The organism is Streptomyces sp. NPDC025793 (genome assembly GCF_055558375.1).
In genome coordinates this window covers 116,583-131,634 of the sequence record NZ_JBVHMR010000002.1, presented here as the reverse complement: position 1 = coordinate 131,634, position 15,052 = coordinate 116,583, and the positions used below count along the sequence as shown (strand labels likewise).

15 protein-coding genes and 1 tRNA gene are annotated in these 15,052 nt (G+C 69.5%); 10 read left to right on the top strand and 6 right to left on the bottom strand.

Going from position 1 to position 15,052, the window contains the following annotated elements; genetic code table 11:
* Positions 1-878 precede the first annotated feature (878 nt).
* The 3 genes from ACZ4MF_RS04410 to ACZ4MF_RS04400 all read right to left on the bottom strand — a co-directional run bounded on the left by ACZ4MF_RS04410 (position 879) and on the right by ACZ4MF_RS04400 (position 2,706).
* Positions 879-1,715: a protein kinase family protein gene (locus ACZ4MF_RS04410; protein WP_467489687.1), complete on the bottom strand. Its 837-nt coding sequence runs from the start codon at positions 1,713-1,715 to the stop codon at positions 879-881.
* A 70-nt stretch (positions 1,716-1,785) separates the two neighbouring features.
* Complete coding sequence (locus tag ACZ4MF_RS04405; protein ID WP_467489685.1) at positions 1,786-2,229, bottom strand: glycine-rich domain-containing protein; 444 nt, start codon at positions 2,227-2,229, stop codon at positions 1,786-1,788.
* A 246-nt stretch (positions 2,230-2,475) separates the two neighbouring features.
* Positions 2,476-2,706 carry a hypothetical protein gene (locus tag ACZ4MF_RS04400; RefSeq protein WP_467489684.1) on the bottom strand — a complete coding sequence of 77 codons (231 nt, stop codon included), beginning with the start codon at positions 2,704-2,706 and terminating at the stop codon, positions 2,476-2,478.
* 120 nt (positions 2,707-2,826) lie between these two features.
* Here ACZ4MF_RS04400 and ACZ4MF_RS04395 point away from each other — a divergent pair, with 120 nt between their 5' ends.
* Both ACZ4MF_RS04395 and ACZ4MF_RS04390 read left to right on the top strand, forming a co-directional pair.
* Positions 2,827-3,570, top strand: coding sequence for an XRE family transcriptional regulator (locus tag ACZ4MF_RS04395; protein ID WP_467489682.1), 744 nt, complete (start codon positions 2,827-2,829; stop codon positions 3,568-3,570).
* Positions 3,571-3,572: 2 nt separating this feature from the next.
* Positions 3,573-4,043 (top strand): NUDIX domain-containing protein, encoded by a 471-nt coding sequence (locus ACZ4MF_RS04390; RefSeq protein WP_467489680.1) that lies wholly within the window; start codon positions 3,573-3,575, stop codon positions 4,041-4,043.
* A gap of 940 nt (positions 4,044-4,983) precedes the next feature.
* On the opposite strand, the gene ACZ4MF_RS04385 is transcribed toward ACZ4MF_RS04390, so the two are convergent.
* Positions 4,984-6,144, bottom strand: coding sequence for an ImmA/IrrE family metallo-endopeptidase (locus ACZ4MF_RS04385; RefSeq protein ID WP_467489678.1), 1,161 nt, complete (start codon positions 6,142-6,144; stop codon positions 4,984-4,986).
* 33 nt (positions 6,145-6,177) lie between these two features.
* Positions 6,178-6,831, bottom strand: coding sequence for a hypothetical protein (locus ACZ4MF_RS04380; RefSeq protein WP_467489676.1), 654 nt, complete (start codon positions 6,829-6,831; stop codon positions 6,178-6,180).
* 289 nt (positions 6,832-7,120) lie between these two features.
* On the opposite strand from ACZ4MF_RS04380, the gene ACZ4MF_RS04375 reads away from it, so the two are divergent.
* Positions 7,121-7,209: transfer RNA gene (locus tag ACZ4MF_RS04375), tRNA-Ser, on the top strand.
* 78 nt (positions 7,210-7,287) lie between these two features.
* Here ACZ4MF_RS04375 and ACZ4MF_RS04370 read toward each other — a convergent pair.
* A complete protein-coding gene (locus ACZ4MF_RS04370) occupies positions 7,288-8,160 on the bottom strand; it encodes a bifunctional DNA primase/polymerase (RefSeq protein WP_467489674.1) in 873 nt (290 codons plus the stop codon).
* A gap of 359 nt (positions 8,161-8,519) precedes the next feature.
* Between ACZ4MF_RS04370 and ACZ4MF_RS04365 the strand changes: the two genes are divergently transcribed.
* The 7 genes from ACZ4MF_RS04365 (at position 8,520) to ACZ4MF_RS04335 (ending at position 14,736) form a co-directional block, all read left to right on the top strand.
* A complete protein-coding gene (locus ACZ4MF_RS04365) occupies positions 8,520-8,831 on the top strand; it encodes a hypothetical protein (RefSeq protein ID WP_467489672.1) in 312 nt (103 codons plus the stop codon).
* A gap of 218 nt (positions 8,832-9,049) precedes the next feature.
* On the top strand, positions 9,050-10,228 hold the full coding sequence (locus ACZ4MF_RS04360) for an acyl-CoA dehydrogenase family protein (protein WP_467489670.1): 1,179 nt from the start codon (positions 9,050-9,052) through the stop codon (positions 10,226-10,228).
* Positions 10,225-11,214, top strand: coding sequence for a bifunctional MaoC family dehydratase N-terminal/OB-fold nucleic acid binding domain-containing protein (locus tag ACZ4MF_RS04355; protein WP_467489668.1), 990 nt, complete (start codon positions 10,225-10,227; stop codon positions 11,212-11,214). The genes ACZ4MF_RS04360 and ACZ4MF_RS04355 overlap by 4 nt, the downstream gene beginning before the upstream one ends.
* 1 nt (position 11,215) lies before the next feature.
* Positions 11,216-12,241, top strand: coding sequence for an acyl-CoA dehydrogenase family protein (locus tag ACZ4MF_RS04350; protein WP_467489666.1), 1,026 nt, complete (start codon positions 11,216-11,218; stop codon positions 12,239-12,241).
* The gene (locus tag ACZ4MF_RS04345; protein WP_467489664.1) at positions 12,231-12,698 is read left to right on the top strand and encodes a MaoC family dehydratase; all 468 of its coding nucleotides are present in this window, start codon (positions 12,231-12,233) and stop codon (positions 12,696-12,698) included. The genes ACZ4MF_RS04350 and ACZ4MF_RS04345 overlap by 11 nt, the downstream gene beginning before the upstream one ends.
* A complete protein-coding gene (locus ACZ4MF_RS04340; RefSeq protein WP_467489662.1) occupies positions 12,695-13,861 on the top strand; it encodes a lipid-transfer protein in 1,167 nt (388 codons plus the stop codon). The genes ACZ4MF_RS04345 and ACZ4MF_RS04340 overlap by 4 nt, the downstream gene beginning before the upstream one ends.
* A gap of 281 nt (positions 13,862-14,142) precedes the next feature.
* Complete coding sequence (locus ACZ4MF_RS04335; protein ID WP_467489660.1) at positions 14,143-14,736, top strand: SigE family RNA polymerase sigma factor; 594 nt, start codon at positions 14,143-14,145, stop codon at positions 14,734-14,736.
* The last annotated feature ends 316 nt before the right edge of the window (positions 14,737-15,052 follow it).

Here is a 15,052-nt window from a genome sequence, read left to right as displayed (position 1 = left end):
GCACGCCCCATCGACCAGACCGCTTACCACCAGGGCACCCCAAAGATCACGATTACATAACGACGACTGTAGTAAGCCGCGGCTTTTCCACAGGCAGCAACCATGCATCGGCCGACCTGTGGATACTTTCCGCCGACCGCCGGAACAAATGGGCAGCAATGCGCCCATAGGCATTCATAGCGGTCGGGAAACTGCGGAACGGATGAGAAAGCAGGGGCAGCGCATGGCCGCATGACCGGCCAGGGGCCCAGCGCAGCGGAGCTGTTCAGAGTTTCTTTACTGGATCAAGGCGGCCCGCCTACGGCGGCCCGCGCGCGCTGGCGGCCCGTGGCCGCCACCGCTCCTTGTCTCCGCCACCGCTCCGGCGGCCCCCCGCCGCTCAGCGCGCAGCACCGCCAAGGCGGTCGACCAGACCAGGAAGCAACCCGACTGCTCCGAGCACCAGGACCAGGCCGACACCGGCCAAGCGAGACCCACCAGCCAGTCAGCCACAGTTCCGCAGCCGGATCGGCATTAGAGCCGCAGCGGAACCGGTGCGTCAGACGGCTGAGGCGGCAACGCCCAGGCCGGAATGAGGTCGAGGTCCGTGACGCATTGAAGAAGCGTGGCTGAGGCCAGCGGGTGGTTGCTGGAAACACACGTGACGGGTGCTCGTTCGGCGCACCCGCCGTCGTGGCTGACTTTCGGTGGCTCAGGTCAGAACCCCTTTCCAAGTCGACAACTCTGAGCCGGGGTTGCAGCAGCACCCGCACACGAGCACGCCAACCGCCCCGGTACCATCGGCACCGGGGTCCTGACCAGGGATTCCGCGACCGGACCACCCCGAATGCTGTCCAGGCCGAGGGGTGGTCCGGTTTTCTAGTTGGTGGATCTACGGTTCAGCTCAAGGCCTTACCGACCTCGTAGATCGTGGGCCTGTCCTCAGGAGCGGGGCTCAGCATGGCGTCGATCAGTTCGCCCAGCTCGCCGTGCACCTTCACAGGCCGGCGCTTGCCGCTCGCGACGGCTCGTCTCTGCTCGGGGCGCGGTGCGTCGTCCGGGTACTCGACAGCCCGCCAGCCCGTGGCGGAGATGAGCAGGGACGCGCCGAGCCCGTAGACGTCGGCTTCCTGCGTAGGCTCTGCCTCACCGGTTTCGAGCACACTGCGCGCAATCTCTGGCGCCTCGTAGTGGACGAGGCAGCCGCGGAACGGGAAGTCGTACCCCTCGGGGACGTGGCCGCCGCGTGCCAAGGCCAGGTCAATGAGGTGCGTCCGCTCCGGACCGATGATGAAGTGCGCAGGCTGCACGTCACCGTGGGCCCAGCCTTTGCCGTGCAGTTCGGCCAGTGCCTCCACGCAGCCGAGCGCCACGCTGGTGTGCGGTTCGACGCGCGAGTCCTGCACACGGCAGGGCTCCCACAGCCTGTAGAGGTCCGGCCCTTCGCGCCACGGTTGGAAGTTCCAGGTGCCCTGCTCCCATTCGCCGTACGCGAAGTCATGGAAGTCGAGGCGGTGCAGCACGGCACCTTCACGTGCGGGCGCGAGCGCCGTCCAGGGCTGGGCGGACCACTCGGCTGTAGCCTCAATCGGATAGCCGACCTTCACGGCGTAGTGCCCCCGATGGCTCTCGACCTCCCAGACCATCGAGCCCCGGCGATTGACGACCAGGCGCTGAGTCGTAGGCATGAGCGCGTCGAGCACGACGATCGGCAGTTCAGCGGGTGTCCCGGACAACGTCTGTTCTCCTTCCGGGCGAGGCGGCCGACCCCGAGCCGAGGCCGGCCGCGTCGCTGGCGTCGTGTCGCTACGCCTGACCGTATGGACGGCCGCAGTCCGAGTCGCACTGCGCGAGGTTCGTGCCGTCCACGGTCCACAGGTCGTCGAAGACCATGAACCCGGCTGCCTTCATCGCGTGCGCGGAGGCGGCGACCTTCTCCGGGTCACGCGCTCCGCCGCCCGGCTTCGGGTTGTGGTGGAGGAAGCGGCCGGCGAACCGCTCGCACAGGTCGGCGTACTCCTTCGTGTGCAGGATGAGCGCGTGCAGACCGAGGTCTACGTCATCCGACGGGACCATGGGGACGGTGGCGGTCGCCGCAGTGACCACGAAGGCCACCGCCTGGTCCGCGATCCGTTCCGCCCTCTCGGGCGACTGCTCGTTGTGGACGACCACGAAGTGGGTGAGGCTGTCGAACAGTTCCTCACCAGCCACTGCGCGTCCGGTCCTCTGGTCGTTGACCGTTGCCGTCATGCGAGTACTCCTTGAGTGTCGCGGTGCTCTGGCACTTGCTCCCGTACCGGTCGCCGGGGCATGGGCCACGGGTGACCGGGGGCTTGGAAGGCCGCCCCGAGCGGGGAAGGGGAGCCGGGGAACTGGCACCCCGTTCGGGGCGGCCGGTCTACTGGCTGGTTCCGAGGGCCATGCCGATCACCAGGCCACACGACCCGCTGATCACGATGATGAACAGGACCCCCGCGTACCGGCCGATGGCGCGCATCACAGGCCGTCCCGGCTGTTGCCGTTCCTGATGGCCAGGCGGGCTCTCAGTTCCTCCCGCGCGGTCAGCGCCACCACGTTGGCCGGCAGGGCATCCCACTCGACGCCACCACCGACGGGCCTTATCTGCACCCGGGCGCCGACCTCACTCATGACGACGCCGATACGTCCGCTGGCGCTGTCCTTCGCCAGTTCACCGATGCCTGGTCTGGTCTGCTGGTTGCTCGCCATGGCACACGAGCATGCTGCGGCCCAACAGGACGTTGGAACCTCCGACAAACCCCACTGCGGGACGTCCCGGGTCGGGTAGAACGTCCCTAGTGCCGTCCCCGGGTGTTAGGAGAGATTGAGATGCCGAACGAGAGGTTACGTGCTGCGATGGCGGCCGGCGGCTGGACGTACAACGCCCTCGCGGACAAGGTCGAAGTCGATCCCAAGTCCGTCGAACGATGGGTCAATCTGGGACGTACTCCGCGCCGTGCCACGGCCATGTTGGCAGCGGAAACGCTAGGAGAAGACGTGCACGCTCTATGGCCAGCGCTCCGGCAGGCACGCCCCGCCCGCGCCGTCAGTCCCGAACTCGTAGCTCTCTACGATCAGCGGGCGGATATCCCCGTGTCCACCTTCGTGGACATGCTGACCCAGGCTCGCAGTCAAATCGACGTGCTGGTGTACGCCGCCGTCTTCCTGCACGAGGCGTACCCAAGGCTCAACGAGCTCTTGAAGGAGCGCGCGGCCGAGGGCTGCGCAGTCCGTATCGCACTCGGCGACGCGGACAGCTCAAACGTTCAACAGCGTGGTGAGGAAGAGAAGTTCGGCCACGGGATCCAGTCCCGTTGCCGTCTTGCGCTGATGCACTATCGGCCCCTTGTCGGGGTACCGGGCATCGAGGTGCGAACCCATGCCACTACGCTCTACAACTCGATTTACCGGGCCGATGATCAGGCACTGGTCAACGCTCACGTCTGGGGCGTGAACGCCTATGGTGCCCCTGTTTGGCACCTGCGCCGAAGTGGGTCAGGCGGCATGTTCGATACCTACGCTGACAGCTTCGCTGCGGTGTGGGCGACCGCGACACCAGTCCGAGAAGGGTGATCATGGCACGGACCGAGTACTACGACGACCCGGACGCCCCCAAGCCCAACAGTTTGGTCGTTGCGGCATCCGCGGTGGTCATTGACGAGGAAGGACGCATTCTCCTGCAGCGCCGACGAGACAACGATCTCTGGGCACTGCCCGGTGGCGGCATGGAGATGACCGACTCGCTTCCGGGCACCGCCGTCCGAGAGGTGAAGGAGGAAACGGGCCTGGACGTGGAGATCACCGGGCTCGTTGGCACATACACAGACCCGCGCCACGTCATCGCCTATACGGACGGTGAGGTGCGCCGACAGTTCAATGTCTGTTTCACCGCTCGCGTGGTCGGCGGACAACTCGCGATCTCGGACGAGTCCACGGAGCTTCGGTTCGTCCAGCCAGAGGAGATTGATCGACTGCCGATGCACCACACGCAGCGGCTCCGGATCGGTCATTTTCTGGAGCACCGCGAGCGGCCCTATCTCGGCTGACCTGGAGCAGCGTGGCAGGGGCCAAGCAATCTGAGCCCCGACCAAGGCAGTCATCCGCGAGGTGGCTTTGTTCACGAGATTGGGTTCTGACTCAACTTCCGGGCAGAGGCCACTGTGAGTGACGGGTGCACTCCTTCGTGCACGCGTCCTCCTGGCCTGAAGCTTGAATGTAATCCGCGAAAATCTCGCTCTCTTACACCGGACAATGCGCTACTGCACGCCACACTGCCTACCATGAACGTTTGGTTGCCTGCAGTATTCGGGTTCGTCGGCACAGTGCTCGGTGCGATCGTCTCCGGCGTCACTGCTTACCTTGTCCAGCGGCAGCAGGCGCACGGTGCCGAGGAGACACGCATTCGCGAGCTTGAAACTGCCGCCGTGGGCATCTTGGAGAACGGGTTCTGGGACCTCCAACGGCACGTCCGAACGGCTCCCGAACAACGAGTTCGGCAGTGGGACGACGAGGCTCATGATGCATGGGTGGATCCTCTTGAGGACCTCTTTGGCCCGCCGAGCATCGCTGTCCGACGCTTGCGTGACAGCGAACTCCGACGACGAATCAGTGACATTCTAATGACCATGGAGGACTGGGAGGCGATTTCGGATCGGGTGCACCCCAGGCGTCTTTTCCGGCCTCTGATTCAACATGCTCTGGATTGCCTTGGAGCATTTCGACGTGGTGAACCCGTCCCCCCGCCTGACGTATCGCTCCTGCAAGCCCAACGGGCACACGCCGAGTACTATGGACACGCCGACCCTAGCGACGATCATGACTCTCCGTAGTCGACCATAGAAGTTGTGCCAGAACCGGATTCCGTGAACAGAGCCAGCGAGGGGTGCCTCTTGTCGAAGGCACCCTCCTGCGTTCTCGCTGTCTCACAGTCTCTGCATGGGTCCCGCTGTGAATCGATACAGGCGGGCCCATGACGGGCCGACTTTGCTATGCCCGGCGAAGTGCTACGACGTTCGACGGCAGGGCGGAAAGCGCCGCCCGTGCCTGCTCCCGGACCACTGCAGGCGCTGAGCGCTGGCCAGAGACGATCTGTTCCATCAAGTCCACAGCCCACCCACCTGTGAGCGTGGCGAAGAGTTCGGCGCTTGCTGGACGGTCCAGGCCGCGTTCTGCCATCACAGCTAGCAGCCTCGGTCGCTCAGGTTCCTGGTCAGACCATCCCGGCTCTTGCACGCGCCAAGTAACGCCGCTGACGGCATCGCGCCGGGCGGATAGCTGCTTGAACAGCCCGGACGCCCGGTCTTCGTCCAGGAGGCCTTGTTGCTTGCCGTGCACGATCAGCGCGGCCAGGGACATCTGCCACCGTTGCTTGAGTGGCATGAGGGAACTCAGCGTTACAGCCTCAGGCCACTCTTCCCTCAGCATCTCGCTAGGCAAGAGGAATTCGTTGGCGAAGCGGTTGGCTTCATCCTCATCTACCTCGCCGACGCCGCCTCGATGCAACACGAGATGGCCTGCCTCATGAGCGATGGACCATCGTGTGCGCTCCCATGAGTTCACCGGGCGCCCCACGATCAGGGGTTGTTCATGGAAGTCGCCGACCCAGACGGAGAACGCATCATGCCTGGCGTCAGGCATGTCGACGTCCGCGACAACCACTGGAACGCCGGCGCGCTCTAGCGCGTGGGTAACGTGGCTAATCGGCTCGTTCTCCGGCAGATCAAGTGCGGCACGTGTTAGGCGAGCAGCTTCCTCCGGAGACGTCCCCGAAGGTAGTGACAGGGGGAGCCGGAGGGGTGGCTGCGTCGCATGCTCAGCGAGACTGGCCAGTAGCTCGGCCGTCATCTCAGCGAACGCGGTGAGGGCATCCACTTGCGCTGCTTTTATGGACTTCTTGGCACGGAACAACAACGAGCCCCGGTGAATCGGCAGCCCTGGCTGCTGGGTGAAGAACTCGGCCGGAAACCTCAGGCTAGTGGCGAGCCTTCTCAAGCGCATTCGGGGCATGTCCGTCGTAGTAGAGCGTTCCAGTGCGGTCCAGGACGAGGGCGACATGTCCAGCAGCTGAGCCAGCGGTTTGATAGGACTGCGGCGGATCGTCCGCGCCTGGCGTACGCGGTATCCATACACAGGGATCGTGTCAGCCACAGCAACCCATCTCCATCGTGCTTGTCGTCGGGCCTACAACTGTGGTGGAACTTCCCCCGACCCCTCCTCCCGGCGCGGACGCCGTGATACCACCGAGTCTTCGAAGTCGTCCTTCGGCGTACTGACTGTTGCTGCTCCAGTCAGACTCTTCAGAGAAGCGAGCGGGGGCACCTCGGTCGAGGCGCAGACCACCATAGGGGAGCGCTTGAGCTCCTCCAGATTGTCCACGATCACTGCTCGGAAGTGATTCAGGAGGTCGTGCTTGTCGATGAACCACACTAGGACAGGCGTGAGCCCTGGATCGAGGCTCTCCCTCCTGGGGTCGAAAAGTGTTGTCTGCTGCACGTCTGGCCAGGTGTAGGTAGCGCGGTCGACGGCCGGCGGTTCGCTCACCTTGCGGACGCGGACTTCTACCCCTGTTTCCTTCTCGATCAGACAAATGGAGCGATTCGGTCGAGCTTCGAGCTTGAACCGTCCCGATCGGAAGACCGGGTTGTCGGCGGCGAGCAGTACCCGGTCGCGCATGTCCATGGAGACGACCTCACCCCGGATGCGCTCGGGCTTGGGTCGCTTTTTGCGCTCCGGGACCATCGCTTGAGCGAGGCCCTGCTCGCAGTACTCGCGCATCCGCGCAAGATCCACCAGATTGCGCTGCACGAACGCGTCGAGCCACGACTGTGGGTTCATGGCTGAAATTTTCGCAGTAAAGACACATGGCGAGCAAGACCGTCCTCGTAGGTCACATACCGAATAGCTGTTCGATAATTATGTCAGGGCAGGTGCAACAGCGCTCGCGGGGCGATGTCTGCGGCTAGCGCGACAGTAGGCTTCCTCGGTATCGGGCCCTCGGCCAAAGGGCGGATCCGGAGGGATCTTGGGTCGAATCAGAGCCAGTGGACCCTGTGTGGACCAAGGACCCCGCGCGAGGCCCGAGGCCGGTAGGCTGTAGCCGCTCCGCCCCAGGTGGGACGGGGACGAGGTGGGTTGCCCGAGCGGCCTAAGGGAACGGTCTTGAAAACCGTCGTGGCAGCGATGTCACCGTGGGTTCAAATCCCACCGCCTCCGCACAGAGCGTAGATGTGCTGGTCAGAAGGGGCGCCCCGGTTGGGGGCGCCCCTTTTCCGTGCCCGGTTCACGGCTGGTTCACGGTCGGTGTCCCGTCATCCGGGCCGCCGAGGCGATCGTCGCGCGGGCCTCGCGTTCCGTCAGGCCGGTGCCCCGGGCCGCCTCGGTCAGGGCGTCCGCGAGGGCGGGGCCGAGGCCGTTCTCGTAGGCGCGGCAGGCCGCCCAGAACAGCCGGGTGTTGCGCTGGCCCTCGTGGGCGGAGAGGACGAACTGGATCAGGCCGCGGCCGTGGTCGCCGGGGACGGCCGGGGCCGGGTGCGGGGCGCGCGGCGGGGGCAGGAGCAGGCGCAGGAGGGACGGCGGGCAGGGGGCCGGGGCAAGGTGCGCGGTGCCCGGTGCGGCGGTGTAGACGCCGTGGTCGGTGCGTGAGCCGGGGCCCACGAGGTAGCCGCCGGCGCCCCGGATGTCGATGCCGGGGGCGAGGCGGCCGGCCGAGTTGGGTACGACGGCGTCCGGCGGGCCGGTGAGCCACAGATGGCGGCCGCCGCTCGGGGTCCGGACGACGACCGTCTCCGGAATCGTGAACAGATGCCGCAGGGCCAGTTCGCGCAGGGCGGCCGAGGAGTCCGTGCCGGACTTGGTGTCCAGGTCGACGCCGATCAGGTGGTACGGGGGCAGCCCGCAGGCGATGCCGTAGCCGGTGGCCCAGGGGGCGGCGGCGAACAGCGCGCGGATGCGGCCGGGGTCGGCCGAGGCGTCGTACACGCCGTGGCCGAGGCGGCCGCACATGCCGTGGCAGCGCGCTCCGGCCGGGTCGGGGTCGTCGCGGTGGGGGGAGCGCAGGGCCGGGAGCTTCGTCCGGGACAGCGGGATGACGGCCAGGCCGCGTTCGGCGGCGGACAGCGCGTGTGCGAGGGCCAGGGTCGTGGCCTGCCGGTCGGTGGTGGCCATGAATCCATGTTCGTACGTACGTTCGAAAAAGGGAAGGGGGGCGCGTTCGGTGTGCGGGGGAGCCGGTGGTGGGGCGGGGCGCGCGGCGGAACGGTTCACCCCTTGTGCCGCTTGGGGTGCGAAAGTGGCGAAGCGCGCCTCCTGGGGGGAGAGGAGACGAATGGTAGCGATGGGGGTTTATCGACTTGTCCTCACGCTTGCGTGCTAATCGGGGCTTCCCGGGTGGTTCGCCGGGGATTCGGTGGGCAACTCTTGATTCGCGACGTCGTCCACGAAGTCGAGGCAGTCGGCCAACTGCCCTGACATCAGCCACAGTTCACAAACGTTCGGCCTCTCGGGCCGCTTTCTGGAGGAACAAGATGGCAAGCATCCGTACCGCCCGCGTTGTCGCCGCCGTCGCTGCTCTCCCGCTCGCCGCCGCCCTGTTCAGCGGTGTCGCCGCCGCAGACAACGGCGCCATCGCGGGTCACGGATCGAACGCCGGTGTGGCGAGCGCCATCGGCAGCGGCGTCGGCCACGACAACTTCGGCAACTCGTCGACCACCCAGCAGAGCGCGGTCGGCGACGGCGCGTCGAACCGGAGCAACACCGCTCAGGTCAACGGTTCCGCCTTCACCGCCCTCCAGCAGGGCAATGACGACGTGTCCGTCAACTTCGCCGACCTCTGGTGAGCCCGGGACGAGGTCCCTCCCGGTGAGGGCCCTCGTGGGGTGTGCTTCGGGGTCGTAACACGTCGCGCGGCGGCACTTCGGTGCCGCCGCGTCGGCGTTCTCCCGGGGAGTCGGGAGTCCGGGCCCGGGCTGTGGCGTCGGCGACCTTGACACCTCCTCTGATCTGACGGACAGTCAGAAATCTTCCCGGGAAGGTCCGCGAGGCAGGGAGGCCCGCCGTGCACCTCGCCCCCACGGAGCGACAGCAGCGCCTGCGCGCCGAACTGCGCGCCTACTTCCGGGCCGTGCTCCCCGAGCGCGGCGAACCCGCCGACCCCCGCGCCCTGTTGCGCCGCATCGGCGCCGACGGCTGGCTGGGGCTCGGCTGGCCGGTCGAGTACGGGGGCCAGGGGCGCGGCGCGGACGAGCAGTTCGTGTTCTTCGACGAGGCCCACCGGGCCGGCGCCCCGGTCTCCATGGTGACGCTCAACACCGTCGGGCCCACCCTCATGCGGTACGGCAGCGCGGAGCAGAAGGCCCGCTTCCTGCCCCGGATCCTCAGCGGCGAGGCCGTCTTCGCGATCGGCTACACCGAGCCCTCGGCCGGCACCGACCTCGCCTCGCTGCGGACCCGGGCCGTGCGGGAGGGCGACGGCTGGCGCGTCGACGGGCAGAAGATCTTCACCTCGGGCGCCCAGCACGCCGACTGGATCTGGCTCGCCTGCCGCACCGCCCCCGAGGCGCCCCGGCACCGGGGCATCTCGATCCTCCTCGTCCCGACCGACGCGCCCGGGTTCTCCTGGACGCCGATCGAGACGGTGGGCGGGCAGACGACGACGGCCACCTACTACGACGGCGTCCGCGTCCCCGCCCGGAACCTGGTCGGCACCGAGCACGAGGGCTGGTCGCTGATCACCGGCCAGCTCAACCACGAACGCGTCGCGCTCGCCGCGCTCGGCATGCAGGCCGAGGAGTGTCTCGAAGCCGCGCTCGCCGCCGCCCGTACACCCGATCCAGTGAATCTGCGCCGCCGGATCGACGAGCCCTGGGTGCGTCTTCGGGCGGCCGAGGCACATGCCCGCCTGGCGGCGAACCGCCTGCTCAGCTGGCGTTTGGTGGCGGACGTGGGGGCGGGCCGGCTGGCTCCCGGCGAGGCGAGCGGCGTGAAATTCGCGGGAACGGAATCGACTGTCGCGACGTATCGCATGTGTCAGGAGATCGCGGGCGAGGCGGGACTGGTCCGCGCGGGTTCCCCGGGGGTCTTCGGGGACGGCGAGCTGGAGCGGCTGAACAGGGCGGCACAGATCAACACGTTCGGGGGCGGGGTGAGCGAGGTGCAGCGGGAGATCGTCGCGACGACGCGGCTCGGGATGGCACGGACGGCGCGAGCGGCCGGGACGCGGAGGGGACAGCGGTGAGCACGAGGGTCCCGGAGGGGGCGGAGGCGAGCGCGCGGGTTCCGCAGGCGGACGAGCTGGGCGCCCGGCTCGCGGGGTACGCAGGGCGGGCGGCCGCCGTCGCCGCCGTGGGCAAGGACCCGGTGAACCTGCCGATGATCCGGCACTGGTGCGAGGCGATGGGCGACACCAACCCGGTGTACGCGGGCCCGGACGCCGTCGCCCCGCCCACCATGCTCCAGGCCTGGACGATGGGCGGTCTGTCCGGACACGCGGGGCGCACGGGCGCCTACGACGAACTGATCGGCCTGCTCGACGCGGCGGGCTGCACGTCCGTGGTGGCCACCGACTGCGAGCAGGAGTATCTGAGGCCCCTGCGCCCGGGCGACGAGGTGGCCTTCGACACGGTGATCGAGGCGGTGTCGGAGCGGAAGACGACGAAGCTGGGCACGGGCTACTTCGTGACCACCCGCACCGACGTCCGGGTCGCCGGCGAGCTGGTGGGCACGCACCGCTTCCGCATCCTCAAGTACGCCCCCGCGCACCGGGATCCGCCCGCTCCGCGCCCCCGGCGCCCGCGCCCGGTGGTCAACCGGGACAACGCGGGCTTCTGGGAGGGCGTGGCCGGGCACCGGCTGCTGATCCAGCGCTGCGCGGACTGCGGCACGCTGCGCCATCCCTGGCTGCCGGGCTGCAACGCCTGCGGCTGCCCGGAGTGGGACACGGTCGAGGCGAGCGGCGAGGGCACGGTCCACTCGTACGTGGTGATGCACCATCCGCCCTTCCCGGCCTTCGATCCGCCGTACGCGGTCGGCCTGATCCAGCTCGCCGAGGGCGTGCGGATGGTGAGCAACGTGGTCGGGGTGCCGTACGACAAGGTGCGCATCGGGCTGCCGGTCCGGGTGGAGTTCCGCCGCTACGAGAACGCCGGGGACGCGGGGAGCGCCGGGGGCGACGAGGGCGCGCTGGTCCTGCCGGTCTTCCGGGTCGTCGAGGGAGAGGGCTGACATGGACTTCACGCCCACCGAGGCCCAGGCAGGGGCCCGTGACCTGGCCGCGCGGATCTTCGGCGACCTGGCCGGCCCCGACCGGCTGAAGGCGGCCGGGACCGGCAGCGACCCGGAGCTCTGGCAGGCCCTGTGCGCGGCGGGCCTGGTCGGCGCGGTGACGGACCTGGGCCTGCTCGGGCTGGTGCTGCTCCTGGAGGAACAGGGGCGGACGACGGCCCAGGTGCCGTACGCGGCGAGCTGTGTGTACGGCCTGCTGGCCCTCACCGCGCACGGCAGCGACGCGCAGCGCGGCGCACTGCTCCCGGCGGTCGAGGACGGCTCGGCCGTGGTGGCCGGGGCGCTTCCCGCGCAGGGCGCGGTGCGGGCCTCGGCGCGCGGGGAGCTGACCGGCACGGTCCCGGTCGTGCCGTGGCTGCGGGACGCCACCCATGTGCTGGTCGCCGACGCCGGCCGCGGGCTGTGGCTGGTCCCCCTCGGCCCGGGCACGGCCGTCACCCCGGTCGAGCTGACGGCGCCCTGGTCGGCGGGGAGACTGACCCTCGACCGGGCACCCGCCGAGCCGGTGGGCGGCCCGGAGGCCCATGCCGACGTCCTCGCCACCGCCCGTACGGCCTTCGCCGGGCTCCAGGCCGGGGTGTGCGCGGGCTCGCTGGCGCGGGCCGTGGCGCATGTGGGCGCCCGGGAGCAGTTCGGGCGCCCGCTCGCCACCCGGCAGGCCGTCCAACTGCGCGCCGCCGACGCCCACATGGACATCGAGGCGATCCGGGTGACGGCCTACGAGGCGGCCTGGCGGCGGGACGCCGGGCTGCCGTACGCCACGCACGCGCTGACCGCGGCCTGGTGGGCGTCCGAGGCGGGACACCGCGTGGTCCACACGGGCCAGCATCTGCACGGCGGGGCGGGAGCCGACCTCGACCATCCGGTGCACCGGCACTTCCTGTGGGGCCGGCAGCTGGACGCGTATCTGGGCTGCGGTGCCGAAGTGCTCCAGGAACTGGGGGAGTTGATCGCACATGGCGAGTGAGGGCGCGGCGGAGCCGCGGGTGGGTGCCGAGCTGCCGCCGCTGGAGATCCCGGTCACGCGCACGCTGATCGTGGCGGGGGCGATCGCGTCCCGCGACTACCAGGACGTGCACCACGACGCGGAGCTGGCCCGGCAGAAGGGCTCGCCGGACATCTTCATGAACATCCTGACGACGAACGGCCTCGTCGGCAGGTACATCACCGACCACTTCGGACCGTCGGCGGTGCTCCGCAAGGTCGCCATCCGGCTGGGCGCGCCCAACTACCCGGGGGACACGATGGTGTTGACCGGCCGGATAGAGGAGCTCGTCGAAGGGGACGACGGCGACACGGCGACCGTGCGGGTCGTCGGCGCCAACGGCATCGGTCGGCATGTGACCGGGACGGTGACGGTCACCCTCCCCGGCGGGGGCACGTCTCCCGGCCCGGGCCCGTATCCCGGCGGAGGCGCGTCATGAGCGCGCGGACGCGGGACGCCCTGGGCGGCCGTGCGGCGATCGCCGGGATCGGGGCCACCGCGTTCTCCAAGGACTCGGGGCGCAGTGAGCTGCGGCTGGCGGTGGAGGCGGTGCGGGCCGCGCTGGACGACGCCGGCCTGGCGCCGGCCGACGTGGACGGGATGGTGACGTTCACGATGGACACGAGCCCGGAGATCACCGTGGCCCAGGCCTGCGGGATGGGCGAGCTGTCCTTCTTCTCCCGGGTCCACTACGGCGGCGGCGCGGCCTGCGCGACCGTCCTGCAAGCGGCGCTCGCGGTGGCGACGGGCGTGGCGGAGGTGGTGGTCTGCTACCGCGCCTTCAACGAGCGCTCGGGCCGCAGATTCGGCGCGGGCGTGCAGCACCGGGAGCCGTCGGCGGAGGGGGTGGCGCTCGGCTGGGTGCTGCCGTTCGGGCTGCTCACCCCGGCCTCCTGGGTGGCGATGGCGGCCCAGCGGTATCTGCACACGTACGGACTGACGCCGGAGGTGTTCGGGCACGTGGCCGTGGTGGACCGCACGTACGCGGCGACCAACCCGGCGGCGTACTTCCACGGCCGTCCCCTCACCCTCGCCGAGCACGCCGCGTCCCGCTGGATCGTGGAGCCGCTGCGACTGCTCGACTGCTGCCAGGAGACCGACGGCGGGCAGGCGCTTGTCGTCACCTCGGTGGAGCGGGCCCGGGACCTGCGGCATCCCCCGGCCGTGATCACGGCGGCCGCGCAGGGAGCCGGGCGGGCACAGGAGCAGATGACCAGCTTCTACCGGGGCGACCTGACCGGTCTGCCGGAGATGGGCGTGGTGGCCCGCCGTCTGTGGCGGGCCTGCGGCCTCGGCCCGGCCGACATCGACGTGGGGATCCTCTACGACCACTTCACCCCGTTCGTGCTGATGCAGCTGGAGGAGTTCGGCTTCTGCGGGAGGGGGGAGGCGGCCGGTTTCGTCGCCGAGCAGCGGCTGCCGCTGAACACGCACGGGGGCCAGCTGGGGGAGGCGTATCTGCACGGCATGAACGGCATCGCGGAGGCGGTGCGCCAGTTGCGCGGCACGGCGGTCAACCAGATACCGGGCGCCTCCCGCACCCTGGTGACCGCGGGCACCGGGGTCCCGACGTCGGGGCTGGTCCTGACGTCGGACGGGTGAGCCGAGGGACGCCGGCGACCGCAGCCAGGGTGCCGGTGACCGCAGCCAGGGTGCCGGTGACCGCGGGCCACGGCGGGGGCCACGGGGCGGGGACCGTCGAGTTCCGGCGGCCGCCCACGCCCCGCCTCAGGGTCCGCCTCAGGGCCGAACCCGCAGACCGGGTGTAGTCGTACTCCACCTTCAGGAGGTGGAGCCTGCCCCACCCCTACAACCTGAGGGGGACGCCGCTTCGGGACCTGCGGGCGATCCGCCGGGGCGGCTCCCGCTCCTAGCGTGGAGCCATGACCACACCCGTCTGCACCAGCGCCTCGGCTGCCGCCGCACCAGCGGGACAGACCCTCCCCCACGCCCGAGTGCGCCAGGGCGGCGCTGCCCCCACGTACCCGTCGTTCGCGTCGTACGTCCGGGCCCGCCAACCGGTCCTGCTGCGCACCGCACGCTCGCTGACCGCGAACCCGAGCGATGCCGAGGACCTGCTGCAGACCGCGCTCGCCAAGACGTACGTGGCCTGGGACCGGATCGAGGACCAGCGGGCACTGGACGGCTATGTGCGCCGTGCGCTGCTGAACACCCGTACCTCGCAGTGGCGCAAGCGCAAGGTGGACGAGTTCTGCTGCGACGAGCTGCCCGAGCCGGAGCCGGTGCCCGGCGACGACGACCCGGCCGAGCGGCAGGCGCTGCGCGACGCCATGTGGCGGGCGATCATGAAACTGCCGGCGCGGCAGCGGGCGATGGTCGTCCTGCGGTACTACGAGGACCTCAGCGAGGTCCAGACCGCCGAGGTGCTCGGCGTGTCGGTGGGCACGGTGAAGTCGGCGGTGTCGCGTGCGCTCGGCAAGCTGCGTGAGGACCCCGAGCTGGGCCTCGTCCGCTAGGAGGTGTCGTTTGGGCCATGCCGGCGTCGCGGGCCCTGGCACGCGCTCCCCCAGAGGGGGCACCTCCCGCCGCGTTGTCGTCGGTCACCGACTCCCCCGCGCTCGGCTTCGCTCGCGCGGGAGGGGCCCCCATCGCGTCGACCCCCTCCTCCGCCGTGCAGCCGCACGCACCGGACGCCGCGCGGCCCGCCCTTCGGGCGGACGACGGGAAGGTGACGACAGGCCCTGGCCGACACCCCACGCGCACCCTCACCGGCGTCGAGTTCCCGTTCGTGTGGTGACGTACTCCCTAGTGACATACCGCGCGGTATGTGAG

Excerpts from the sequence above, each read along its gene's own strand:
- ACZ4MF_RS04370 (WP_467489674.1), bottom strand. The coding sequence starts at position 8,160 with ATGGCCACCACCGACCGGCAGGCCACGACCCTGGCCCTCGCACACGCG.
- ACZ4MF_RS04340 (WP_467489662.1), top strand. The coding sequence starts at position 12,695 with ATGAGCGCGCGGACGCGGGACGCCCTGGGCGGCCGTGCGGCGATCGCC.
- ACZ4MF_RS04390 (WP_467489680.1), top strand. The coding sequence starts at position 3,573 with ATGGCACGGACCGAGTACTACGACGACCCGGACGCCCCCAAGCCCAAC.
- ACZ4MF_RS04395 (WP_467489682.1), top strand. The coding sequence starts at position 2,827 with ATGCCGAACGAGAGGTTACGTGCTGCGATGGCGGCCGGCGGCTGGACG.
- ACZ4MF_RS04345 (WP_467489664.1), top strand. The coding sequence starts at position 12,231 with ATGGCGAGTGAGGGCGCGGCGGAGCCGCGGGTGGGTGCCGAGCTGCCG.
- ACZ4MF_RS04350 (WP_467489666.1), top strand. The coding sequence starts at position 11,216 with ATGGACTTCACGCCCACCGAGGCCCAGGCAGGGGCCCGTGACCTGGCC.
- ACZ4MF_RS04400 (WP_467489684.1), bottom strand. The coding sequence starts at position 2,706 with ATGGCGAGCAACCAGCAGACCAGACCAGGCATCGGTGAACTGGCGAAG.
- ACZ4MF_RS04335 (WP_467489660.1), top strand. The coding sequence starts at position 14,143 with ATGACCACACCCGTCTGCACCAGCGCCTCGGCTGCCGCCGCACCAGCG.
- ACZ4MF_RS04405 (WP_467489685.1), bottom strand. The coding sequence starts at position 2,229 with ATGACGGCAACGGTCAACGACCAGAGGACCGGACGCGCAGTGGCTGGT.
- ACZ4MF_RS04365 (WP_467489672.1), top strand. The coding sequence starts at position 8,520 with ATGGCAAGCATCCGTACCGCCCGCGTTGTCGCCGCCGTCGCTGCTCTC.
- ACZ4MF_RS04380 (WP_467489676.1), bottom strand. The coding sequence starts at position 6,831 with ATGAACCCACAGTCGTGGCTCGACGCGTTCGTGCAGCGCAATCTGGTG.